The 22,786-nt window shown below is 67.4% G+C and carries 22 protein-coding genes and 1 tRNA gene; 12 read left to right on the top strand and 11 right to left on the bottom strand.

From position 1 onward, the window contains the following. The first annotated feature begins 114 nt into the window (after positions 1 to 114). Genes OKA11_RS21870 through OKA11_RS21855 form a run of 4 tightly spaced genes read left to right on the top strand, consistent with a single transcriptional unit; the run spans position 115 to position 1,951 of the window. On the top strand, positions 115 to 300 hold the full coding sequence (locus OKA11_RS21870) for a hypothetical protein (RefSeq protein ID WP_267224264.1): 186 nt from the start codon (positions 115 to 117) through the stop codon (positions 298 to 300). A gap of 49 nt (positions 301 to 349) precedes the next feature. Beyond that, on the top strand, positions 350 to 808 hold the full coding sequence (locus OKA11_RS21865) for a Dps family protein (protein ID WP_142632319.1): 459 nt from the start codon (positions 350 to 352) through the stop codon (positions 806 to 808). Between the two features lie 52 nt (positions 809 to 860). Next, a complete protein-coding gene (locus OKA11_RS21860) occupies positions 861 to 1,481 on the top strand; it encodes a 6-phosphogluconolactonase (RefSeq protein WP_267224262.1) in 621 nt (206 codons plus the stop codon). Between the two features lie 5 nt (positions 1,482 to 1,486). After that, on the top strand, positions 1,487 to 1,951 hold the full coding sequence (locus OKA11_RS21855; RefSeq protein ID WP_267224261.1) for an NUDIX domain-containing protein: 465 nt from the start codon (positions 1,487 to 1,489) through the stop codon (positions 1,949 to 1,951). A gap of 20 nt (positions 1,952 to 1,971) precedes the next feature. Here OKA11_RS21855 and dinB read toward each other — a convergent pair whose 3' ends face one another. The 4 genes from dinB to hflK all read right to left on the bottom strand — a co-directional run bounded on the left by dinB (position 1,972) and on the right by hflK (position 6,957). Beyond that, positions 1,972 to 3,087: a DNA polymerase IV gene (dinB, locus tag OKA11_RS21850; RefSeq protein ID WP_267224258.1), complete on the bottom strand. Its 1,116-nt coding sequence runs from the start codon at positions 3,085 to 3,087 to the stop codon at positions 1,972 to 1,974. A gap of 94 nt (positions 3,088 to 3,181) precedes the next feature. Further along, positions 3,182 to 4,726 (bottom strand): Do family serine endopeptidase, encoded by a 1,545-nt coding sequence (locus OKA11_RS21845; RefSeq protein ID WP_267224294.1) that lies wholly within the window; start codon positions 4,724 to 4,726, stop codon positions 3,182 to 3,184. A gap of 171 nt (positions 4,727 to 4,897) precedes the next feature. Continuing rightward, the gene (gene hflC / locus OKA11_RS21840) at positions 4,898 to 5,737 is read right to left on the bottom strand and encodes a protease modulator HflC (protein WP_267224257.1); all 840 of its coding nucleotides are present in this window, start codon (positions 5,735 to 5,737) and stop codon (positions 4,898 to 4,900) included. Then, positions 5,737 to 6,957, bottom strand: a complete 1,221-nt coding sequence (hflK, locus tag OKA11_RS21835) for a protease modulator HflK (RefSeq protein ID WP_267224255.1) — start codon at positions 6,955 to 6,957, stop codon at positions 5,737 to 5,739. The genes hflC and hflK overlap by 1 nt, the downstream gene beginning before the upstream one ends. Positions 6,958 to 7,171: 214 nt before the next feature. On the opposite strand from hflK, the gene OKA11_RS21830 reads away from it, so the two are divergent. The 4 genes from OKA11_RS21830 to OKA11_RS21815 all read left to right on the top strand — a co-directional run bounded on the left by OKA11_RS21830 (position 7,172) and on the right by OKA11_RS21815 (position 12,564). Further along, positions 7,172 to 8,170: an Mrp/NBP35 family ATP-binding protein gene (locus OKA11_RS21830; RefSeq protein WP_267224253.1), complete on the top strand. Its 999-nt coding sequence runs from the start codon at positions 7,172 to 7,174 to the stop codon at positions 8,168 to 8,170. Beyond that, positions 8,170 to 10,452, top strand: coding sequence for a xanthine dehydrogenase family protein molybdopterin-binding subunit (locus tag OKA11_RS21825; protein ID WP_267224251.1), 2,283 nt, complete (start codon positions 8,170 to 8,172; stop codon positions 10,450 to 10,452). Before OKA11_RS21830 ends, OKA11_RS21825 begins: the two co-directional genes overlap by 1 nt. Next, on the top strand, positions 10,452 to 11,459 hold the full coding sequence (gene hemH / locus OKA11_RS21820) for a ferrochelatase (protein WP_267224249.1): 1,008 nt from the start codon (positions 10,452 to 10,454) through the stop codon (positions 11,457 to 11,459). Before OKA11_RS21825 ends, hemH begins: the two co-directional genes overlap by 1 nt. A gap of 127 nt (positions 11,460 to 11,586) precedes the next feature. Next, complete coding sequence (locus tag OKA11_RS21815; protein ID WP_267224247.1) at positions 11,587 to 12,564, top strand: helix-turn-helix domain-containing protein; 978 nt, start codon at positions 11,587 to 11,589, stop codon at positions 12,562 to 12,564. A 47-nt stretch (positions 12,565 to 12,611) separates the two neighbouring features. Here the strand turns inward: OKA11_RS21815 and OKA11_RS21810 are convergent, their stop codons facing one another. The 4 genes from OKA11_RS21810 to OKA11_RS21795 all read right to left on the bottom strand — a co-directional run bounded on the left by OKA11_RS21810 (position 12,612) and on the right by OKA11_RS21795 (position 15,688). After that, the gene (locus tag OKA11_RS21810; RefSeq protein WP_267224245.1) at positions 12,612 to 13,763 is read right to left on the bottom strand and encodes a glycosyltransferase family 4 protein; all 1,152 of its coding nucleotides are present in this window, start codon (positions 13,761 to 13,763) and stop codon (positions 12,612 to 12,614) included. Between the two features lie 136 nt (positions 13,764 to 13,899). After that, complete coding sequence (locus tag OKA11_RS21805) at positions 13,900 to 14,427, bottom strand: hypothetical protein (protein WP_267224243.1); 528 nt, start codon at positions 14,425 to 14,427, stop codon at positions 13,900 to 13,902. Between the two features lie 243 nt (positions 14,428 to 14,670). Continuing rightward, positions 14,671 to 15,099 carry a hypothetical protein gene (locus tag OKA11_RS21800; RefSeq protein WP_267224241.1) on the bottom strand — a complete coding sequence of 143 codons (429 nt, stop codon included), beginning with the start codon at positions 15,097 to 15,099 and terminating at the stop codon, positions 14,671 to 14,673. A gap of 154 nt (positions 15,100 to 15,253) precedes the next feature. Next, positions 15,254 to 15,688: a hypothetical protein gene (locus OKA11_RS21795; RefSeq protein WP_267224240.1), complete on the bottom strand. Its 435-nt coding sequence runs from the start codon at positions 15,686 to 15,688 to the stop codon at positions 15,254 to 15,256. Positions 15,689 to 15,925: 237 nt separating this feature from the next. On the opposite strand from OKA11_RS21795, the gene OKA11_RS21790 reads away from it, so the two are divergent. The 4 genes from OKA11_RS21790 to OKA11_RS21775 all read left to right on the top strand — a co-directional run bounded on the left by OKA11_RS21790 (position 15,926) and on the right by OKA11_RS21775 (position 20,091). Next, positions 15,926 to 17,248 carry a replication-associated recombination protein A gene (locus tag OKA11_RS21790; RefSeq protein ID WP_267224238.1) on the top strand — a complete coding sequence of 441 codons (1,323 nt, stop codon included), beginning with the start codon at positions 15,926 to 15,928 and terminating at the stop codon, positions 17,246 to 17,248. After that, complete coding sequence (locus tag OKA11_RS21785) at positions 17,248 to 18,150, top strand: hypothetical protein (RefSeq protein ID WP_267224236.1); 903 nt, start codon at positions 17,248 to 17,250, stop codon at positions 18,148 to 18,150. Before OKA11_RS21790 ends, OKA11_RS21785 begins: the two co-directional genes overlap by 1 nt. A gap of 82 nt (positions 18,151 to 18,232) precedes the next feature. Further along, positions 18,233 to 19,954, top strand: coding sequence for a DUF885 domain-containing protein (locus OKA11_RS21780; protein ID WP_267224234.1), 1,722 nt, complete (start codon positions 18,233 to 18,235; stop codon positions 19,952 to 19,954). A 61-nt stretch (positions 19,955 to 20,015) separates the two neighbouring features. Beyond that, a tRNA-Thr gene (locus OKA11_RS21775) sits at positions 20,016 to 20,091 on the top strand. Positions 20,092 to 20,116: 25 nt separating this feature from the next. On the opposite strand, the gene OKA11_RS21770 is transcribed toward OKA11_RS21775, so the two are convergent. Genes OKA11_RS21770 through OKA11_RS21760 form a run of 3 tightly spaced genes read right to left on the bottom strand, consistent with a single transcriptional unit; the run spans position 20,117 to position 22,745 of the window. Further along, positions 20,117 to 21,112: a DUF2891 domain-containing protein gene (locus OKA11_RS21770; protein WP_267224292.1), complete on the bottom strand. Its 996-nt coding sequence runs from the start codon at positions 21,110 to 21,112 to the stop codon at positions 20,117 to 20,119. Then, positions 21,100 to 22,056: a DUF979 domain-containing protein gene (locus OKA11_RS21765; protein ID WP_267224233.1), complete on the bottom strand. Its 957-nt coding sequence runs from the start codon at positions 22,054 to 22,056 to the stop codon at positions 21,100 to 21,102. The genes OKA11_RS21770 and OKA11_RS21765 overlap by 13 nt, the downstream gene beginning before the upstream one ends. Continuing rightward, positions 22,053 to 22,745 (bottom strand): DUF969 domain-containing protein, encoded by a 693-nt coding sequence (locus tag OKA11_RS21760; protein WP_267224289.1) that lies wholly within the window; start codon positions 22,743 to 22,745, stop codon positions 22,053 to 22,055. The genes OKA11_RS21765 and OKA11_RS21760 overlap by 4 nt, the downstream gene beginning before the upstream one ends. Between the last annotated feature and the right edge of the window lie 41 nt (positions 22,746 to 22,786).

The following is a 22,786-nucleotide window of genomic DNA, read 5'->3' as shown; positions in this document are numbered from 1 at the left end:
AAATTCGCACGTGAACCGGACTTCAATTCAAGCGTTCACCCATCTAGGTCGTAAACTCATAAACGGCACCATCGAGGTTTGAGGCAAAATGGCTCAGCGACAGGAGGGAAGGCGATGGAATATGTCGATATTTCAAGACTTCCCGACGCAGCGCTGGGCCATTTTGGTCAAACCCCGAAGGGGCGCCCAAATGGCTTCCATCTCGAACCGAAGCTGCCTTGGACGGGCAACCAGCCCGCCCGGCGGCAACTTCGGCCCGATCTGTTCGCCATTTGGGCGCCTCGATGGTGCCGTTTATGAGTTTACGACCTAGAAACTTCCACGACGGACCAATCGAGGGAACCAAGGCATGACTTCCAAGGACAATTCGAAAGCCGCGTTGATCGACAGCCTCAATGGGCTGCTGGCCGATACTTTTGCGCTCTACGTGAAGACCAAGAATTTCCATTGGCACGTCCGGGGGCCGCAGTTCCACGATCTGCACTTGCTGTTCGATGCGCAGGCCACCGAGATCTTCGGTCTGACCGACCTGATCGCCGAGCGCGTGCGCAAGCTGGGCGGCAAGACGCTGACCTCCATCGGTTCGATCGGCGCCAAGACCACGATCAAGGACGAGGATGACACCTCGCTGGACGCGGCGGCCATGGTCAAGGCCCTGTTCGAGGACAACACCGCCTATGTCGCCACGCTGAAGGCGACCAAGGAATTGGCCGGCGAAGCGGGCGACAATGCCACTGACGGTATCATCGACGACTGGACCGACCAGGCCGAACAGCGCGCCTGGTTCCTGCGCGAAATCATCGCCTGATCCATTGCTTGAGACTGGCAACGGGCATGGGGGGAGTGCTATTGCTCCCTCCATGCCCAAGCTAGAAATCATCGAAAACGCCGACAATGCGGCGATCGCCCAGTGGTTCGCCGCGCGCCTGAAGGCGGCACTCGCCACCACCGCGGACGATATCGCGATCACCGTTCCCGGTGGTTCCACCCCGTTTCCGATCTTCGATATCCTCGCGCATGAGGATCTGCCCTGGCACCGCATCGCGGTCTGGCCGGGCGACGATCGCATCGTCGAGGAAGACCATCCCGCCAGCAACGTCGGCAAGATCCGCGCGCGGCTCGAACCCGTCGGCGCGCGCATCGTGCCGCTTGCCGAGGATGCCCGCCCGCCGCACTTCGCCATTGCCTGGCTGGGCATGGGCGGCGACGGTCATATCGCCTCGCTGTTCCCCAACACCGACCCGCAGGCAACCGATCCGCATCCGGTGCGGCGTCTCACCCCCGATCCGCTGCCGCCCGAGGCGCCGTTCGACCGTCTCAGCCTGACCATTCCGGCGCTGACCGACAGCGACGAGATCGTCTTCGTGATTCGCGGCGACGACAAGCGCGCGATCTTCGAGGCGGCGGTGAAGGGCGAGCATGATCTTCCCGTTGCCCGCCTGCTGGCCGCGGCGCGGCACAAGGTCACCTGTTTCTGCTGAGCTTGTTGCCGGCACAGTGGCACCGCGCACTGTACCGCCTTGCCCACCGGGGCCGGGTCACGGTCTGGCGGTTCCGGCGCTCGCGGCTCGAAGGCGTGCAAGTGCTGGCACTCGACGGGCAGGACCGGGTGCTACTGCTGCGCCATTCCTATGGATCGGGCAAGTGGATGGCGCCGGGCGGCGGCCTTCGCCGGGGTGAGGACCCGCTTGCGGCAGGGCTGCGCGAGTTTGCCGAAGAGACCGGCTTGGAACTGGCGCAGGCACGCCTCCTGCAATTCGTCGAGGAAGACCTCCACGGTGCCTGCAACCGCGTGAACATCGTTGCCGGGCGTTTTTCCGGGCAGCCCAGGGCTGATGGGCGGGAGATCGTCGAGGTGGGCGTGTTTCCCCTGGACGGCCTGCCCGAATGGATGCCGCAGGGGCGCGCCGGGAAGATCACCGAGTGGGCGGGGTGGTTCCTCGCGCTTTGACCATGCGGTTGGAGGATCGCCTATAGCAGCGAAAGCTGGCCGTCCTTCGGCTGGCTTTGCTCATCCTCGCCGCGTTCGAGAGCGGAGAGTGTCAGGCCCATCAACCGGATCGGCTGCGGCAGGGGCTGGAGATCGTTCAGCAGGGCATGGCCGATGGCCGAGAATTCGGCCTTGTCGGCGACGAAATGGTGCAGCGAACGGGCGCGGGTGATCGTCGTGAAATCCGCGTAGCGCAGCTTCAGGGTAACGGTGCGACCGCGCGCGCCGGAGCGGTCGATGCGCCCCCAGACGATCTCGACGATCTCGTCCATCGTCGTGCGCAGGGCCTCGATCCCGGCGATGTCGTCGAAGAACGTGCGCTCGCCGCCGACCGACTTGCGCGGACGGTCGGCGCGTACTTGCCGGAGGTCGACGCCGCGTGCGGCGCGGAACAGGTACTCGGCGAAGCTGCCGAAGTGGGCGCGCAGGAACGCGAGGTCTCGTGCGGCAAGGTCGGCGCCGGTCTCGATGCCGAGGCGGGCCATCTTTTCCGCCCCGCGCGGGCCGACGCCGTGAAAGCGCCGCACTGGAAGGCCTGCCACGAACCGCGCGCCTTCGCCGGGACGGATGATGCAGAGGCCATCGGGCTTGTTCTGGTCGCTGGCGAGCTTGGCGAGGAACTTGTTGTACGACACCCCGGCGCTTGCGGTGAGGCCGGTCTCGGCCTTGATGCGGCTGCGGATCTGCTCGGCGATGCGGGTGGCCGAGCCGATGCCCTTGAGGTCGGCGGTGACGTCGAGATAGGCCTCGTCGAGCGACAGCGGTTCGACATGGGGCGTGTAGTCGAGGAAGATGGCGCGGATCTGGTCGCTCACCTGGCGGTAGACGTCGAAGCGGGCCTTGCGGAAGATCAGGTCGGGGCAGAGCCGGGCCGCGGTTACCGAGGGCATCGCAGACCGCACGCCGAAGCGCCGCGCCTCGTAGCTGGCGGCGGCGACGACGCCGCGTTTGGAGGAGCCGCCGACCGCGACCGGCTTGCCTCGCAGCGAGGGATCGTCGCGCTGCTCCACGCTGGCGAAAAAGGCATCCATGTCGATGTGGATCACCTTGCGCAGGCCGTCGGCTTCTTCCTCGCGGTTATGATCGGCCGGTGGCATGAGCGCGTTATAGCGAGGCGCGCGGAAGGCTCCACATGCGAAAACGCCCGCCGGTCTCCCGGCGGGCGTTTCGTCGTATTCCGGTTTTTACCGCTTAGCGCAGGCGAACCGGCACGAAGGCGGGCGACTGGCCGCGCGGCTGGACACGCAGCAGGATCGCCGGGCGATTGTCGGCCTTGGCGGCCTTGATCACGTTTTCAAGGTCCGCCTTGGTGGTGACCGGCTGGTTGTTGGCCGAGAGGATGATGAAGCCGCGGGCAAAGCCCTTCTGCCCCGCGTCCGAACTCGGGTCGACCGACACGATCACCAGGCCCTTGGTGCCTTCCGAGGCGCCCAGCTGGCGGGCGATCTGCGGGGTGAGGGTGGTCACGGACAGGCCGGTTGCCTTCTCGATCACGCCCTGGGTCTGCTGGGCCGGCGGGTTGTTGTAGGCGTCGGTATCGGAATCGCCGTCGCCGCTGCTGTCGAAGCTCTGGGCGAGATCGTCCTCGGTCGGGCGCTGGTCGACCGTCGCGGTCACCGTCATGCGGCGGCCGTTGCGGATCAGTTCGACCGGGATCTTCGTGCCCGGCGCGGTATTGGCGACGAGGTAGGAGAGGCTCTGGTCGCGCGTCACTTCCTTGCCGCCGACCTTCACCACCACGTCACCGGCCTGGAGGCCGGCCTTGGCGGCGGCGCCTTCCGGTACCACGCTCTGGATGAACTCGCCCTTGTTGTGTTCAAGGCCCATCGAATCGGCGAGATCCTCGTTGAGCGCCTGGATCTGCACACCGAGGTAGCCGCGCTGGATCTTCTCGCCCTTGATGAGCTTGTCGACGATGGGCGAGGCGATCTCGGCGGGAATCGCGAAACCGATGCCGACGCTGCCGCCGGTCGGCGAGAAGATCGCGTTGTTGATGCCGATCACCTGGCCGTTCATGTCGAACATCGGGCCGCCCGAGTTGCCGCGGTTGATCGAGGCATCGGTCTGGAGATAGCGGTCGTAGGCGCCGCCGGCACCGGTGTTGCGGTAGACCGCAGAGACGATGCCGGCCGTGACGGTGCCGCCGAGGCCGAAGGGGTTGCCGATGGCGACCACCCAGTCACCCACGCGCGCCTTGGAGCTGTCGCCGAACTTGACGAAAGGCAGCGGCTTGGGCGCGGTGATCTTGAGCACCGCGAGGTCCGAGGCGGCATCCTTGCCGACCAGCTTGGCGGGCAGTTCGGTGCCGTCGGGCATGATGACGGTGATCGATTCGACCTCGCCCTTGCCCTCTGCGGTGATCACGTGGTTGTTGGTGACGATGTAGCCATCGGCCGAGACGATGAAGCCCGAGCCGAGCGACTGGGCCTCGCGGGTCTGCGGAGCGGAACTGCCGCCGCCGCCGAACAGGCCTTCGAACGGCGTCCCGGCAAAGGGATTGGCGCCGCCGCTGCCTTGCACCTGGACGCGCTGGCGGGTCGAGATGTTGACCACCGCGGGCGCGAGCTGCGCGGTGAGGTCGGCAAAGCTGGCCGGAGCGCCCGCGCGGGGCACCACATGGGCCATCTGGCTGGCTTCGTTCTGGGCAACCTGTGCCCCGGCGGGATAACCGGTGACCAGGGTGGCGGTCGCGCCTCCGAGCAGGAGCGCTGTGGTCAGTCCATAAGCGTATCGCACGGGCTTCACGTCCTTTGATTCCTCCGTCCTGACAGTGCAGGGTCACAATCTGTCGTCACCGTCCCGATTGACGCTGGATCAGCTTAACCGGGTTTGAATGGTGGTTCCTGCGTTGGGCCGCCGCCCTTGGGCGCCGACCCGATGATTGCTCAATGGATCGAACGGGAGCCGTCAAGGTTCCCGGAAATGCTGAAGATAGGCGTTATCGGGCGAAAGCAGAAGCGTCTTGCCCGCATCGCCCTTGGCGAAGGACACCGAATAGCTCTGCATCGCGCGGTAGAAGTCGTAGAACTTGGGGTCCTTGCCGAAGGCATCGGCGTAGATGCGGGCGGCCTGGGCCTGGGCATCGGCGCTGATGATCTGCGCGTCCTTCTGGCCCTGCGCCTTGATCGTCTTGGCTTCTTCCTCGCGCGCGGCCTGCATACGGGTGAAGGCGCTTTCCAGCGCGCTTTCGGGAAGATCGGCGCGCTTGATCCGCACGTCCACCACTTGCGCGCCGTACTGACGGGCCTCGCGGTCGAGGCCGTCACGGATGTGGGCCATGGCTTCGCCGCGCTCGGCGGTCAGCAGCGACTGGAACGTGCGCTTGCCCAGTTCCTGGCGCAGCACCGAGGAGAGGATCGACTGGAGTTGGTCGGTCACCCCCTGCGCGGTCCGCGCGGTCTGCACCACCTTGACCGGGTCGACGATGCGGAACCGGGCGAAGGCATCGACATTGAGGCGCAGCTTGTCGGTCGAGAGGACCTGCTCCTGCTCCATGTCCACCGAGAGCAGGCGCTTGTCGATGTGGATCGCGCGTTCGTAGAGCGGGATCCGCCAGTGGATGCCGGCATCGGTGGCCCCATAGGGCGCGCCGGGAACATAGGCGTTGTAGACGCGCTGGGGGCTGCCCGAACGCAGGATCACCACCTGCTCGGTTTCCGGCACGACGATCACGCTGGAAAGGCCGACGACGGCGGCGGCGCCCAGGGCTACCCAGGCAGGCATGTACTTGCGCAAGATATCGCTCATCACTGGCCTCCCTGGGTGCTGGACGAGGGCGACGCGGTCACCGTGATGTCTCCGGTCGGCTGCTCGGCCCGGCGCTTGAGGTCGGGCAAGGGGAGGTACGTGTTCATGTTCTTCGGTTCGGCGACGACAGTGTCGTTCTGCGAGATCACGCGTTCCATCGTCTCGTAATACATGCGCCGCTTGGTGACTTCGGGCGCGAGCTTGTATTCCTCGTAGACCTTGTCGAACTGTGCGGCCTCGCCTTGAGCGCGGGCGAGCACTTGCTGGGCGCCCGCGCGGGCATTCGAACGATCACGATCGGCGTCCTGGCGGGCGACGTTGACATTGTCGAAGGCGGCGCGGGTCTTTGATGGCGGATCGGCCTTCTTGATTTCGACGCCCTGGATGGCGACACCGACGCGGTAGGCATCGAGAATGCGCTGGGTGCGTTCGCGCACGTCCTGCTCCACCCGCGCGCGCCCGGCGCCGGACAGCGCATCGTTGAGCGAGATCTGTCCGATCGAGGCACGCATCGCGGCTTCGGCGACTTCGCGCACCGTGCCCTTGGGGTCGGTGAGGCGGTAGGAATAGTCGGTCAGGTTCTTGATGTTCCAGCGCACCTGATAGCTGAGGTCGACCAGGTTCTGGTCGCCGGTCAGCATCAGCTTCTCGCCGTCGCCATCGGGAATGGTGTCGACCGTGAAGGTGCCGACATCGGTCACTTCGACCTGCTCGATCGGCCAGGGCAAGGTGAGCGAGAAACCGTCATCGATCACGCGCGAGAAATGGCCGAGGCGGGTAACGATGCCCTTTTCCGACGGGCCGAGCACGTGCACGCAGGAGGCGCCGAGCATCGCCACGACCGCTACCGCGATACCGATGGGCAGCCACGAGCGGCCGTCGGCGCGGCGCGGCAGGTTGGGGAAGCCGCCGGGGCCGTTGCCGGGGCCGCCGCCACGGCGCGGGTCGCGGGCACGGAAGATGTCCTCGATGCCGGCCGCACGGCGCGGCGGTGTGCCGCTGCTGGGCAGCCAGGGATTGCGGGGACCACGCGGTTCGCCGGGGGTTTCATTGCCGGAAGAAGGCTCGCGGTCCGGGGCGGGACGATCGGGCTTGCCAGTGCCGTCGCCGGATTCTTCTGCGGGCCGGGTCCCGTTCTCCTCGCCGTCATCATTGCCGTCGCCGTTGCCGCCGTCCGAACCCCAGGGGCTCTTGCGGCCGGTCATCGCCAGAATGTCCATCGTCCGTGCTTCACCTGAAGGGGCGTCGTGTGCTGGGCCGGAGCCGGCGCGAGAGATTGCGTCACCGAAAGCTGTCATGCGGCTATCTATAGGAACCCTTTTTCGTCAAAAACAGTGCCTCTCTTGCCCTTTTTCCTCGACTGCGCCACCTGAGCGGACATTACGCCAGCCAAGGGTCGCCTGTTTGCGGCCGGATCAATCCTGCAAGGACCTCATGAACAGCCTCGATGCCGACCGCCTCAAGTCCCTCTTGCCCGCGGCATTGGCGGAGCGGGTGCGATCCCTGCGCCTGTCCGCAGGACGGGTGACGCTGGTGGTCGATGCAACCGGCCTCGAGGTGCAGGAGCGTCCGGCGCTGGAGGCGCAGTTGCGCGCCGCGCTGACGGGAGCGGACGGCGTTGCGCAAGTCCACGTGGCGATCATGGCGGACAAGGTGCAGCCGGTTATCCTCGCGGTGGGATCGGGCAAGGGCGGGGTCGGCAAGTCCACGCTGTCTGCGAACCTCGCGGTTGCGCTGGCACGGCTTGGGCGCAAGGTCGGACTGGTCGATGCCGACATTTCCGGGCCGTCGCAGGCGCGCCTGCTGGGTACCGAGGGGCAGCGCCCGGTCGCCCACGAGAACCGGCTGGTGCCGGTGGCGAGCCGCTGGGGGGTGCCGATGCTGTCGATGGCGCAACTGACCGAGCCTGGCGCCGCGATCGCCTGGCGCGGATCGATGGTGGCGGGGGCGGTCACGCAGTTCCTCGAGGCGCACTGGGACAATGCCGAGATCATCGTTGTCGACCTGCCGCCCGGCACCGGCGACGTGCAACTGACGATGCTGCAGAAGTTCAAGCCGACCGGAGCGGTGATCGTCTCGACCCCGCAGGACCTTGCGCTGATGGACGCGGCGCGCGCGGTGAGCCTGTTCGAGAAGGGCGGCGTACCGGTGGTCGGCGTGATCGAGAACATGGCCGGTTATGCCTGCCCGCACTGCGGTGAAGTCAGCGATCCCTTCGGGGTCGGCGGCGCCGAGGCGGCGGCCGCCGCGATGGGCCTCGATTTCCTCGGGCGCATCCCGCTCGACATCGCGATCCGGCGTGAAAGCGATGCCGGGAACCCGATTGCAGCCGGGGACGGTCCGCAGGTGCAAGCCTTCCTGGCGCTGGCGACCCGCGTGAACGACTGGCTGGTCCAGCGTCCGTTGCAGCCCGGTTCGCAGGCGGCGCTTTGATGAAGCTGTCCCGTCGCGGCGTGCTGATCGGCGGGCTCGCGGGCGGCGGGCTGGCAGTCGGCTTCCTGCTGCGACCACGGCGGTTCCCTCTCCCGCTCGAGCCGGACCGCGACGAATATGCCTTTGGGGCCTGGATCAAGATCGCGGCTGACGGGGTGGTGAGCGTCGCCGTGCCGCAAGTCGAGATGGGGCAGGGCGTGACCACGCTCCTGCCGCAGATCGTGGCCTGGGAACTCGGCGCGGACTGGCGGCAGGTCGCGGTCGAGCCGGCGCCGGTCAGCGCGCACTATGCGAACACCGTGCTGGCGGCGAAGTGGGCGCCGTTCTGGGCGCCGCAGTGGCTGCCGGGTGTGCCGAGGCTGGCGGAAAAGCCGGATGGCTATCTGGCGCGGCGCTGGGCGCAGGACCACCGCTTCAATGTGACCGCCGATGGCACTGCGCAGGCCGCTTACGAGGCGCCTCTGCGCGCGGCGGCGGCATCGGCGCGGGCCTTGCTGGCGCAGGCGGCGGCGGCGCGCTGGGGCGTCGCGGCGGAAGCGTGCGACGTGTCGCAAGGGCTGGTCCATCATGCGGGCAAGGTGCTGTCATTCGGCGCATTGGCGGCCGAGGCGGCGGCGTTTTCACCGCCCGACCCGCCGCCGCTGCGGCCCGACTTCCCGGCCGAGAAGCCCGGCGAATTTCCGCCGGGTGCACCGCTGCGCTATCCTCGCCTCGACCTGCCTTCGAAAGTGGACGGTTCCTGGGTCTTTGCCGGAGACGTGCGCCTGCCCGACATGCTGCGCGCCTCGATCCGCCACGCGCCGCTGGTCGGCGGCACGGGGGCGATGGCGGAAGTCTCGGATGTGGGCGAGGCCGCAGCGAGGTCGCTTCGCGGCTTCCGGCGGTTCGTCAAGGGCGAGGGCTGGATCGCCGCGCTTGCCGATGACTGGTGGAGCGCGGAAGCCGCTCTGGTGCGCGCGCAGCCGCGTTACCGGGTGATCGGTGCGCTCGACAGCGATGCGATCGACAATGCCCTCGACGGCGCGATGCGCAGCGGCGAGGCCGAGCGTATCCATCTGGCCGGTGACGGCGAGGCGGTAGACGGCTTGCTGCCGGTGCAGATCCGCTATGAAGTGGCACCCGCGACCCACGCCATGATCGAGACCGCCAGCGCCACCGCGCGCTACGCCGATGGCCGGCTGGAGTTGTGGATCGGCACCCAGGCGCCTGAGGCGGCACGGGCGGCCGCGGCACAGGCCATCGGCATCGGCAGCAGCGATGTCGTGCTCTACCCGATGGCGCTGGGCGGCAGTTTCGACCGGCGGCTGGAATGCCTCCATGCGGCCCAGGTGGCTGTGCTGGCCAAGGAGGCGGAGAGACCCGTCCAGCTCACCTGGCCGCGCGGCGAGGAATTTCGTGCCGCTTTCCCGCGAACGCCTGCCGTTGCCGTCATGGCCGCGCGTCCCGATGCCGAAGGCGGCATCGCGGCCTGGCGCGCGCGGGTCGCGGCCCCGGCCAGCGCGCGCGAATTCGGCCGCCGCATGTTCGCGGGCGACAGGCCGAGGGAGGCGAGCGCCGCGGTTGCCGGCATGGTTGATCCCCAGGCGCTTGAAGGAGCGGTGCCGCCTTACGCGATCCCGGCCGTCGCGGTCGACCACGCGCCCGCTGCCATCGACCTGCCTACCGCTCGCATGCGTGGCAATGCCCATGGCTATACGGCATTCTTCAACGAGAGTTTTGTCGACGAACTGGCCCACCGCGCGGGCCGCGAACCGCTGTCCTATCGCATGGCGATGCTGGGGCAGGACACCCGCCTGGCCGAGTGCCTTCAGCGCGTAGCCACACTGTCCGAATGGGGCGGCGGCAGCGACAACAGCGGACAGGGCATTGCCTGCCATGGCATCGGCGAGGGACGCATCGCGCTTGTCGCCAGCGCCCGGCGGGACGAAAACGGCGTGCGGGTCGACCGGCTCAGCGCGGTTGTCGACATCGGCCGGATCGTCAATCTCGACATCGCCCGCCAACAGATCGAGGGCGGCCTGGTCTTCGGGATCGGTCTCGCGCTCGGGTGTGCGCCGCGCTACGTGGGAGGGCGGCCCGACAGCGATCGGCTCGGCGAGATGGCGCTGCCGGTGCTGGCCGATTGCCCGCGGATCGAGGTGGATTTCATCGACAGCGATGCGGAACCCGCCGATCCGGGTGAACTGGGCGTGGCGGTTGTCGCCCCGGCCATTGCCAATGCCCTCTATTCGGCGACGGGCCTGCGTTTCCGCCGCCTCCCCCTGTTTGCCGAGGAACTGTGATGCGTCCTGCCGACCACCCTGATGCCCGCACCGGACGGATCGGCGTACTGCTGGTCAACCTGGGCACGCCCGATGCGCCGACCGCGCCTGCGGTGCGCCGTTACCTGGGCGAATTCCTGTCCGATCCGCGCGTGGTGGAGATCCCGGCACTGGTGTGGAAACCGATCCTCCACGGCGTGATCCTGCGCACGCGTCCGGCCAAGTCCGCCCATGCCTATGGCCAGGTCTGGACCGAGGCGGGCTCGCCGCTCGCCGCAATCACTGCCGCGCAGGCGCGCGGCTTGCAGGAGCGTCTGAATGGACGCGCCGTGGTCGACTGGGCGATGCGCTACGGCAATCCCTCGATCCCGGAGCGCCTTCAGGCGATGAAGGATGCCGGCTGCGAGCGTATCCTGATCGCGCCGCTCTATCCGCAGTATTCGGGGGCGACGACCGCCTCGGTCTGGGACAAGGTGGGCGAGGCGATGGCGCGGATGCGTTGGCAACCCGCATTGCGCAGCCTGCCGCCCTATTACGATGATCCCGCACATATCGACGCGCTGGAAGCCGATCTTGCGCGGCAGATCGAGGCGCTGGCCTTTGTGCCTGAAGTGCTGCTGCTTTCGTTCCACGGCATGCCGCAGCGCACGCTCGATCTCGGTGATCCCTACCATTGCCACTGCCGCAAGACCGCTCGCCTGCTGGCCGGGCGCCTCGCGTCGCGTTTTGCGGACTTGCGTGTCGAAACTGCGTTCCAGTCGCGGTTCGGGCGTGCCAAATGGCTGGAACCGGCCACCGAAAGCGTGCTGGAAGCCGAGGCGAAAGCCGGCACTCGTGGTCTCGCGATTGCCGCGCCAGGCTTTTCGGCAGACTGCGTGGAGACCCTGGAGGAACTGGCGATCCGCGGACGAGAAGTGTTCGAGGCGGCCGGCGGCAAGGACTTCGCGGTGCTGTCCTGCCTCAACGATACTGGTGTCGGCATCGACATGCTGGAAACCCTGGTGCGGCGCGAACTGTCAGGCTGGTGACGCGGCCGGGATGACGTGACACCGGTAAAGCGCCTGGAGTGACAAGGTTTTAACCGCGGCAATTCTTGACTTGAAGAGCTCGTGTTCTAGTCCTGTTCCCTTACGTGGTAACACGGAAGGCACGCACATGGATGATACGGATTTCACCCTCGGCGGTCCTGTCACGGACGATTTTGCCTATGGCGGCGGCAGCGCTTCCAGCCAAGGTTCCGGTCTTTCGGTTTCGATCTTTGCCGACCGTGCACATGTGCGCGCCGCGATGCGGGAGGATGCCGGTGCAGCGGGCTTGCGGGTCACGGCTACGACGCTGACGGAATTGCTGGAACAGGGCGAGCGTTCACTCGGCGATGTTGTCCTGCTGGATTGCCCGCAGGTTGATGGCGCGGCGCTGGCAGCCTTGTCGCGGCTGGACATGCGGGCGCCGCAACTGGGGGCGCGGCTGATCGTCTCGACCAGTGTCGAGGCGCTGGATGACGTGTTTGCCTGCATGGACCATTCCAACCCGTTGTTGCTGGTCGATCCCAACCGGGCCGAGCGGGTGGTCGCCTTGGGGCGGGTGCTGGCAACGATGTCGCAGGGACGCGTGCGCGAGCTTTCCGACGACGACCGGCTGATGATCCTGCGGCTGACCGAGCAGGTCGGCGAGATTGCCGGGCGGATCGATCGGCTGGCGCCCTCTGGCGGCGGAGCGGACGGTGCTTCGGAGCCGGCGATTCCGCTAGCGCGCGAAGCACCGCGACGCTGCGCGGTGGCGCAGTTGCCCGATGCCCGGCTTGTGCGCAAGATCCTGCGCCAGCGTCAACTGCGCGCGCGTTTCATCGAGGGCGACCTGTTTGCCGATCCGGCCTGGGACATGCTGCTCGATCTTGCCGCCGCGCAAGGGGAAGGCAAGCAGGTCTCGGTGACCTCGCTGTGCATTGCGGCTGCTGTGCCGCCGACGACGGCGCTGCGCTGGATCGGGCAGATGGTCGACGGCGGCCTGTTCCGCCGTGTGCTGGATGACAACGACAGACGCCGGGCCTTCATCGAACTGACCGACAAGGCCGTCGAGGGGCTTGGTCGCTATTTCGGGGAAATCGGTCTGGCGGCCCCGGCGCCGGTCTGAACAACCGCGAAGACCGGGCTGCCTATGGGCAGACCCGGCATTCACGGTCAGCCGCGGGTCTTCTGGCGGATCAGGCGCAGATACGTATCGGCCACCGCCTGGTTGATGCGGTCCCAGCTGAATTCCAGTGCGCGGCTCTCGCCGGCAAGGCCGTGGGCCTCGCGCATGTCCTGGTTCTCGACATAGCCCTTGATCGCTTCGGCGAACTGGTGGATCGCGCCGGGAGGCACGAGGCGGCCGGACTCGCGGTCGTTGACGAGGCTCTGGCTGCCGGTGGCGGCCGCGGCGATCACCGGCAGGCGACAGGCCATGGCTTCCAGCGTCACATTGCCGAACGTCTCGGTGACCGAGGGGTTGAACAGCATGTCCATGCTGGCCACGGCTCGGGCAAGGTCGGCGCCTTGCTGGAACCCGACAAAGACGGCCTGCGGCAGGCGCGCCTCGAACCATTCGCGGGCCGGGCCTTCGCCCACCACCAGCACGCGGTGGGCGATGCCGCGCTGGGTCAGTTCGTCGAGCGTGTCGGAAAAGACGTCGAGGCCCTTTTCCATGACCAGGCGGCCCAGGAAGCCGATGGTCACTTCATGGTCGGCGATGCCATGGGCGCGGCGCCAGGCCAGGTCACGGCGTCCGGGGTGGAAGATCTCGCGATCCACTCCGCGCGACCAGATCGAGACATCGTAGTTCATGCGCTGTTCGCGCAGCAACTGGGCCATCGATTCCGAGGGGGCTACCAGCGCATCGCAGCGGCGGTAGAACCGGCGCAGGATCGCCTCGATCAGCGGCTCGCCCCAGGCCATGTTGTAGTAACGAAGGTAGGTCTCGAAGCGCGTGTGCACCGATGCGAGCACCGGCAGGTTGCGCGTGCGCGCCCAGGTGACCGCCTGATGACCGACCGGATCGGGCGAGGAGACATGCACCACATGTGGTGCAAATGCCTTGAGATCGCGGCGCGCCTTGCCCGAGATTGAGAGCGGGATGCGGTATTCCGAACGGGTCGGGATCGGCACCGCGCGAATGCCGACAAGATCGCCGGTCGGCTCGAAGGCGGGCTTGTCGACGACCGGGGCATAGACGCGCACTTGCGCCCCCTGGCGGAGCAGGTAGCCCACGAGACGGTTCAGGGCCTGGTTGGCGCCGTCGCGCACATAATTGTAGTTGCCCGAAAAGAGGGCGATCCGAAGGTCGGCGATATCCATGATGGGCAGCCCCATAGCCTCCCGTGCGGGGATTGGCGAGTGCGGATCATGGAAGGCCATGTGCGGGAAGCAGTGCGCGGCGGCATTTCCCATGAAATGCCGCCGCGCATCCTTTCACTCGATATTCTTGACGCGGTTATGACGTCCGGGGGCGATCAGCGGCGCCAGTCGTGATGCCGGTCCCGATCATGACGGTCCCAGTCGCGCAGACATCACGGCCCCAGTCGCGGTGGTCCCGGTCGTGACGACCCCAGTCGCGCCGATCGTCACGGCCCCAGCCGCGGCGGTCGTCGCGCCAGTCGCGATTGCCCCAGGCATGGCCGCGGCTCCAGCGGTCGCGGTAATACGGCGCGTAATAGCGGTCGTAGTAGCGATCCTGGTAGTAGCGATTGGGGGAACCTTCGTAGTAATAATAGTAACCCGGGCGGCCGCGCACGGTCACATAGCGCCGGGAATCGTAATAGCCGCGGTCGTAATAGTGGCGATCGCCGTGATCGGCGAGGGCCGCGCCGAGCGCGAGGCCGATGACGCCGGCACCGATCGCGATGGCGGCATCGTCGCCCCGGTCGTGGTAGCCGTCACGGGCCATGGCGGGGGCCGAGGCCGTCAAGGCGCTGGCCGCAAGGGCTGCGGCGAGGCCGAATTTCCTGATCCTGATATGCATCGAATTGAACTCCCTTTCCGGGCCAACCAGGTAACGGCGGTTCCAGCGGGCACGTGCCACATTTCTGCAATGTTGCCACTGAACAGGCCGTGAACTCCCGGTTGGTCTTGCGAAAGCTGGCCGCTTGGCGGTTCGTGCTGGAGAAAGCCGCTGCGCACAAAAAAGACGCCCGGCCAGGAGGAGGGGCCGGGCGTCTCGTCGCAGCCGGGGAGGGGGACCCGACTGCTCGGTGGTCTCTATCGATCAATAGCCGCGGCGAAAGTCGTCCCGGTCGCGGTCGTAGCCGCGGCGGTAGTCGCCGTGGTCGCCGCCGCGTCCGTCGTGACCGCCCCAATTCTGGCCTCGGCCGTCATTGCGGTGGTAGCGGGCATATTCGTCGCGGCTGTGGCGGCGGCCATCGCGGTCCCAGTACCAGCCGTCGCGGAATTCCCAGCCGCTGTTCCAGGCATGGCCATATCTGGTGTCATAGCCGTAATCGGCATAGTCGCGGTGGCGGTCGTTGCTCGAGGCGAGGATCGCGCCGAGCGCGAGGCCGACGACGCCGGCACCGATGGCAACCGCCGCGGTGTTGTCGCCGCCGCGGCGATAGTCCTGAGCCATGGCCGGGGTCGCAGCGGCAAGTGCCGTCGCCGCGAGCGCACCGGAAAGGCCGATCTTGCGCATGATGGACATGGTTCGAAACTCCTTGTCAGGAGAACCGAGGCCCGCGCCCTGCGGTGCCTTACGTCTCCTGCGTTGAGTTCCTTCTAGGTGAACTTGGCTGAACGGGATCGGAGCGGGTTTGGCAGAATTCGTTCAGGTTGGTATTTGTTTGTATGAACCGCTGTCAGGTGAGCGCGCCGCGTCCGCGCAGGCGGGCCGTGTAGAAGAACTGCACGAGCGCCGCGGTCCAGATCGCCAGCCGCAGAGCCAGATCGCCGAGAGTCGCCGCCGCAGGGATCGGCGAGAGCAGTAGATAGGCCTGGTTCGCGGCCAGTCCCAGCAGCGAGAGGGCGAAGGCATGCACGGCCCAGCGCGAGCGCATGACCAGCAGCAATGCGCCCAGCAGCCCGCCGCCGACACCGAACGCCCAGCCGGCCAGCGCCCAGACCGGCGCCGCGTCAAGCCAGTCGACCACGGCAGGCGGGACCGGCGCCATCCAGGCGGGATCTCGGGTGACGGTCATCGCATAGTCGAGGCAGCCGAAGCCGTTCCAGGCGATGGCCAGCACGCCGACCAGCCAGAGGTGGACGGGCGCTCGTGCCGCTGCGGTTCGTGTCATGGCACCGTCTTCCTTCCCTGTGCGAACTGGCCGGCAGCCTAGGCGGCGTGGACACATTCCGCAACGCCACGGTCGCCCTGCAAGCGGCGCCAGCAACGCGCGAAGCCGCAGGAAGAGTGGGCTTCTTTCAAGGCGGAGCAACGCTGTTGGCGCCGCTTGCAGGGCAACCCCTGCAGCCGTGGCGATGGGCATCGCGCAGACGGTGCAATTGCGCGGGATAGTCGCTAGATAGCCCCCATGGCCGACCTTTTTGCCGATGATCTCCCGCCCTCCCGCAGCCCTGACATGCCGGGAGAGGATGCCCCGCTGGCCGATCGCCTGCGTCCGCGTACCCTTGCCGATGTGGTGGGGCAGGAGCACCTGACCGGTCCCGAAGGGCCGATCGGCCGCATGGTGGCGGCCGGACGTTTGTCCTCGATGATCCTCTGGGGGCCGCCGGGAACCGGCAAGACCAGCACCGCGCGGCTGCTGGCCGATGCGGTGGGCATGCGGTTTGCCGCGGTGTCGGCGGTGTTCTCGGGCGTGGCGGACCTCAAGAAGGCCTTTGCCGAGGCCGACGTGGCCGCGCGCGCGGGGCAGCGTACGCTGCTGTTCGTGGACGAGATCCACCGCTTCAACCGTGCCCAGCAGGACGGTTTCCTGCCGTTCGTCGAGCGCGGCACGGTGACGCTGATCGGTGCGACGACCGAGAATCCCAGCTTTGCGCTCAACGCGGCCTTGCTGAGCCGGGCACAAGTGCTGATCCTTCACCGGCTCGGACCGGAGGCGCTGGAAAGCCTGCTGGACAAGGCGGAAGCGCTCGAGGGGCCGCTGCCGCTTGACGGCGATGCGCGGGCGGCGCTGGTCGCCTCGGCCGATGGCGACGGGCGGTTCCTGCTCAACCAGGCAGAGACGCTCTATGCCGCGCAGATCCCCGAGCCGCTCGATCCCGCGGGCCTCGGGGCCTTCCTCCAGCGCCGCGTGGCGGTCTACGACAAGGACCGCGACGGCCACTACAACCTGATTTCCGCGCTGCACAAGTCGGTGCGCGGCTCGGACCCGCAGGCGGCGCTCTACTATCTTGCGCGGATGCTCACGGCAGGCGAGGAACCGCTCTACCTGCTGCGCCGTCTGACCCGCATGGCAAGCGAGGATATCGGCCTTGCCGATCCGCAGGCGCTGCTTCAGTGCATCGCCGCCAAGCAGACTTACGAGTTCCTCGGCAGTCCCGAGGGGGAGGGGGCGATCGTGCAGGCCTGCCTCTATCTCGCCACCGCGCCCAAATCGAACGCGGCCTACATGGCACAGAAGGCGGCCTGGCAGACCGCGCGGGAAACCGGATCGCTGCCGCCGCCCGCCAACATCCTCAACGCGCCGACCAAGCTGATGAAGGACATCGGCTACGGCAAGGACTATGCCTACGACCACGATGCCCCTGACGGCTTCTCGGGCGACAACTACTGGCCGGAAGGCATGGCGCCGCAGACCTTCTACGAACCGGTCGAGCGCGGGTTCGAGCGGGACTTGCGCAAGCGCATCGAGTGGTGGGACCGCAAGCGCGCCGAGCGCCGCGCAGAGTGATGGCTGCGCGCTTTCGCCATTTCATGGCGATCGACTGGTCCGGCGCCCTTGGCCCGCGCCAGAAGGGTATCGCGGTTGCGCTCTGCGGGCTCGAAGGCGCGCCGCAACTGCTGCGGACCAAGCGCCTGGGCCACCGGGAGCCGGGCCACTGGTCGCGCGAGGAGGTGCTTGGCCTGCTGCGCGATGACTTGCCGCAAGACACGCTGGTCGGGCTCGACCTCGGCATTTCACTGCCTTTCGCCGATGCCGGGGCGTTTTTCCCCGGCTGGGCGCGGAGCCCGTCCGATGCTCGTGCGCTCTGGGCCCTGATCGATGGGATCTGCGCCGGAGACGAGCATCTTTCCGCCTCCAGCTTTGTCGATCACTGCGAACTCAGCGCCTATTTCCGCCGTCATGGCGGGCGCGAGGGGGCGCGGTTCCATTTGCCCGGGGTGCTGCATCGCCGCGGCCGCATGCGGGTGACCGAAGAGGCGCAGGCGCGCGCGGGCTGCAAGCCCTATTCCAACTTCAACCTTGTCGGTGCGGCGCAAGTGGGCAAGTCGAGTCTCACCGGAATGCGGATGCTGCACCGGCTGGGCGCGGCCCTGTCGGTCTGGCCGATGGACCCTTTGCCACAGAGCGGATCGGTGGTGACCGAGATCTACACGACGCTTGCCGCCGTGGCCGCCGGTCGCTCGGCTGGGCGGGCGAAGATGACCGATCACGCGGCGCTCAACGCAGGGCTCGCGGTGCTGGGATCTCCCCCCGTCTCGGGCGAGGGCGCGATCGACGACCACAGCGCCGATGCCTTGCTCACCTCGGCTTGGCTGCGGACCGCTGCGCCGCGTGCGGACTTGTGGAAACCCGCTGAATTGACGGCCGAACTTGCCCGCACCGAGGGCTGGACCTTCGGCGCAGTCTGACGCACAACCCGTGCCCATGGGGCTTTGCCGTCGGGGGCGACCGATGCGGCCCGCACACCATGGACAGGGATCGCACGAAGACATGAAACACAAGCTGCTGGCCGGGATGGCCTGTCTCGCACTGGCCCTTGGCGCGGGCGCTGCTCCCGCACAGGCACCGGTAACCGCCGCGATGGGGACCCCGGCAACGCCGTGGAAGGCCTATGTCGGCAAGACGCTCGATGCCTGGATGGCGCAGGACCCGTCCTTCGCTATCTACCAGGGCGCGCACCAGTTCGACGGCCGCCTGCCCGACTGGAGCCCCGCCGGCCTCAAGGCCCGGGCCGATTTCCTGCGCGCGGTGATCGCCGATGCCGGAAAGTTCACCGATCTGTCCGCCGCAGACCGGTTCGAGCGGGACTATCTGGTGCAGGTCGCCAAGGGGCAGCTGTTCTGGCTGGTCGATGCCGACAAGCCGCATACCAATCCTGGCTACTACATCGAGAATGGCCTCGACCCCAACGTCTATGTCAGCCGTGACTATGCCGACAAGCCGACGCGGATGAAGGCGATGATCGCCTTCTTCAAGGCGGTGCCCAGGGCCGCGACGCAGATCCGCGGCAATCTCAAGACCGCGATGCCCGCCAGCTTCATCAAGCTGGGGACCGCCGGGTTCGCGGGCTTTGCCGAATACTACCGGGGCGATGCCCGCGCGGCCTTTGCCGATGTGAAGGATGCAAGGCTCCAGGCCGAATTCAAGGCGAGCTCGGAAGCCGCCGCCACTGCCATGCAGGGACTGGCCGACTGGTTGGCCAAGGCGACGCCGACGCAGGACTTTGCCATGGGCGCGGATCGTTTCTCGCGCATGTTGGCCGCGACCGAGGCGGTCGACGCGCCGCTGGACGAGCTCGAAGCCGTGGGGCGCGCCGATCTCAAGCGCAATCAGGATCTGCTGAAGGCAGCCTGCGCCGACTATGCACCGGGCAAGGACATCCAGGGCTGCTTCGACAAGATGCGGGCCGATAAGCCGGAGGGCGGCCCGGTGCTGGCCGCGCGCAAGCAGATCCCCGATCTCACCGCCTTCGTGCGCCAGCATGATATCGTGACGATCCCCGGCACCGAACAGGCGAAAGTCGAGGAAAGCCCGCCCTACAACCGGCAGAACTCGGCCTATATCGATCCGGCGGGGCCGCTCGATAAGGGCATCGCGTCTGTCTATTACATCTCGCCGCCGGACCCCTCATGGTCGCAGCAGATGCAGCAGGACTACATTCCGGGCAAGAACGACCTGCTGTTCACCTCGGTGCACGAGGTGATGCCGGGGCACTTCCTGCAGTTCCTCCATTCGAACCGCTCGCCTTCTTGGGTGGGCCGCCTGTTCGTCGGCTATGCCTTTGCCGAGGGCTGGGCGCACTATGCCGAGGAAATGATGTGGGATGCCGGCCTCGGGAATGGCGATGCCGGGGTCCACGTCGGCCAGCTGTCCAACGCGCTGCTGCGCAATTGCCGTTATCTTTCGGCGATCGGCCTGCATGCGCGGGGGATGACGCAGGAGCAGTCGAAGCGCATGTTCATGACCGAGTGCTACCAGGACGAGGGCACGGCTGAGCAACAGGCGGCGCGCGGTACTTACGATCCGGCCTATCTCAACTACACGCTGGGCAAGCTGATGATCCGCAAGCTGCGCGACGACTGGACCGCCACCCGCGGCGGCCGCGCCGGCTGGAAGGCGTTTCACGACGAATTCCTGAGCTACGGCGGCCCGCCGATCCCGTTGGTTCGCCAGGCGATGATGAAGGAAGATGCGCCGCACGCGGTGTTCTGATTAAAATGCTGGACCGGCGCCCCTGCCTCGCTGTAAGGGCGCCGGACTTGCTTTCGCGAGAGCCGGCTTAGCTCAGTTGGTAGAGCACCTGATTTGTAATCAGGGGGCCACGGGTTCGAATCCTGTAGCCGGCACCATCGCTTGTTCCCTTTCAGCTCCGTCCTATGCCGCCAGCATCGCCAGAAGGGCGAAGCTCGCCAGCCAGTGCTCGCCCATGTAGTCGCCCTCGACGTGTTCCAGTGCGGCGGCGAGGTGGGCTTCGGCGGCCTCACCGGCGATCTGTGCCAGTGCCGGGGTGGCCGAGGCGATTTCGCGCCAGGCCCAGCCGCGGCTCAGGTTGAGTCCGTCGAGATGGGCGATCTTGCCGTCGCTGCGGTCGCTGACGTGGGCCGGGGTGAACAGCGAGGCCGGGCGGCGTTGGGCAAGGTTGGGCAGGAACCGGGCGAACCAGTCGGTGAAGGCGGCTTCACCCAGTGCACGGCGCATCAGCAATGCTTCGCTGAGCGCCGAGGACAGGAATTCGTCGCCGCCGGGCTCCCAGGCCTGGCAGTCCGCATCGCCGGAGAACCAGGTTGCGGCCTTGGCGCGGATCTGGTCGGCCAGCGCAGGGTCGAACGTGTCGGCCCATTCCAGCGACAGTGCGAGGGCAAAGGCGCTGTTGAAGTGGGTGCCGGTGCGGATCGGGTAGGTGAGGATCGTCAGGTAGTGGGCGAGCCGCGAGGCGAACGCGCGGGCCAGCGGCTCGAGCCGGGCCGCCCAGAGACGGCCGTCATGACGACTCGCCTCGAGGTGCAGGTAGAGCAGCCAGGCCCAGCCGTAGGGGCGCTCGAAGCCGCCGGAAAGCGGGCGGTCGAGATAGGCCAGTTCGGCGGCGAGCTTGTCCTCGGTGAAAGTCTCGTCGGCGCGGGCGATGGCCTGAGCTGCTTCGGGCAGGTCCGGGTGCAGCCGCGTGAGCGTGAGGACGGTCCACCAGCCGTGCACGCAGGAATGCCAGTCATAGCTGCCGTGGAAGGCCGGATGCAGCACGCGCGGCGGAAGCACGTCGGCGTCCGAGGACATCGTGTGGTCGAGCTTGTGCGGATATTCGCGGCCGACATGGCCCAGCGCGATGCGGATGAACCGGGCGGCGGTTTCAGGGGATGGGGTCACAGCAGGAATCCGGCAATGTAGAGGATGGCGATGTTGCAGGCGAGCAGGGGCAGGGCCGTGCCGACCTGGCGGCGGATCACCGCATGCTCGTCTTTAAGTTCGAGCAGGGCGGCGGGAACCATGTTGAAGTTGGCGGCCATCGGCGTCAGCAGCGTGCCGCAGAAGCCCGCCAGCATGCCGACCGCGCCGACAACCGCCGGATCGCCGCCGTGGAGGCGGATGAGGATCGGCACGCCGACCGCGCTCGCCATCACCGGGAAGGCGGCGAAGGCATTGCCCATGACCACCGTGAACAGCGCCATGCCGAGCGCAAAGACGACAACCGCGAGGAATACGTTGCCGCTCGGCAGGATGCTCTGGGTGATGGCGCCGACCGCGGTGCCGACCCCGGCGGCGGTGAAGACGACGCCCAGTGCGGCAAGCATCTGCGGAAGCAGCGCGGCCCAGCCGATCGAGTCCATCAGGCGCCGGCCTTCCTCGACCGGCGCGGTGAGCGGCGGGCGCTGCCACAGCATCGTGACGCCCAGCGCGATCATGACGCCCAGCACCAGCAGGGCCAGCGTGATCCAGCGCGGATCGACCAGGCCGAGGCGCTCCAGCCCCGCGTAATTGAACAGCAGGGTGCCGCAGAACGCGGTTACCGGGACGATGACGGCGGGCAGGAACAGGCGCGAGCCGAGCCGGGCGGCGCTGGCCTCGCGCTCGGCATTGCCGGTGGTGCGGGGGCTGCCGTGGCCGAGGCTGCGGGTTCCGGCGATGGCCACCAGCGCAAGGACCAGCAAACCGTTACCGAAGTCGCCGAGACGGTCGCCCAGCAGCAGGCTCGCCGCGACGAGCCCCCAGAACGCGCCGTTGCCCCAGCGCCGGGGGTTGGCGCGGTCCCGCAGGCTGGCAAGGGCAAAGGCGGCAAAGACGATGCCGGCCAGCGCGTAGATCGTGCCGATGCCGATCATGCCTTGGTCTCCCGGGCAGCGGAAGCGGCGCGCAGGCGGCGGTCGAAGCGGTGCAGGCGGAAGGCGTGGATGGCAAAGGCGCAGATCGCGGTCGGGATCGCCCAGAGCGAGAGATGGATGGGCGCGATGTCGATACCCTGGCTCTTGAGTACGCCCTGGATCAGCAGAATCGAGCCGATCGCGATGAACACGTCCTCTCCGAAGAACACGCCGACATTGTCGGTGGCGGCCGCCATGGCCTTGACCTCCTCGATATGGTCTTCGGTTACCTCCGGGGCCTGCTTGCGCGCCGCCGCCTCGGCCATCGGGGCGACCAGCGGTCGTACGGTCTGCGCCGGACCGGCGATCGAGGTCAGGCCGAGCGCCGCGAGGATCTGGCGGAACGCGAGATAGGATATGAGCAGCCGTCCCACGGTGGCGCCGCGCATCCCCTCGATCAGCGTGCGGGCGCGCTGTTGCAGGCCGAAGCGTTCGAGCAGGCCGATCACCGGCAGAACCACGTAGACGACGGTGACGAAGCGATTGTCGTTGAAGCCCTTGCCGAGCAGCGCGATCACCTGGACAAGGCTCATGTGGCCCAGCAGGCCGGTGACCACTGCGGCAGCGGCCACGACAGCCAATGGATTGAATCGCAAGGCAAATCCTGCGATTACAACAAGAATTCCGGCCAGTGGCCCGTATTCGATCATCTGCCTGTCTGTTCCGGTTCCGATTGCGCCCGGACGAGAGG

The organism is Novosphingobium clariflavum (assembly GCF_026420865.1).
Classification (GTDB): Bacteria; Pseudomonadota; Alphaproteobacteria; order Sphingomonadales; family Sphingomonadaceae; genus Novosphingobium; species Novosphingobium clariflavum.
Note: the sequence above shows the minus strand (reverse complement) of the source record. Positions and strands in the feature narration are given on the sequence as shown.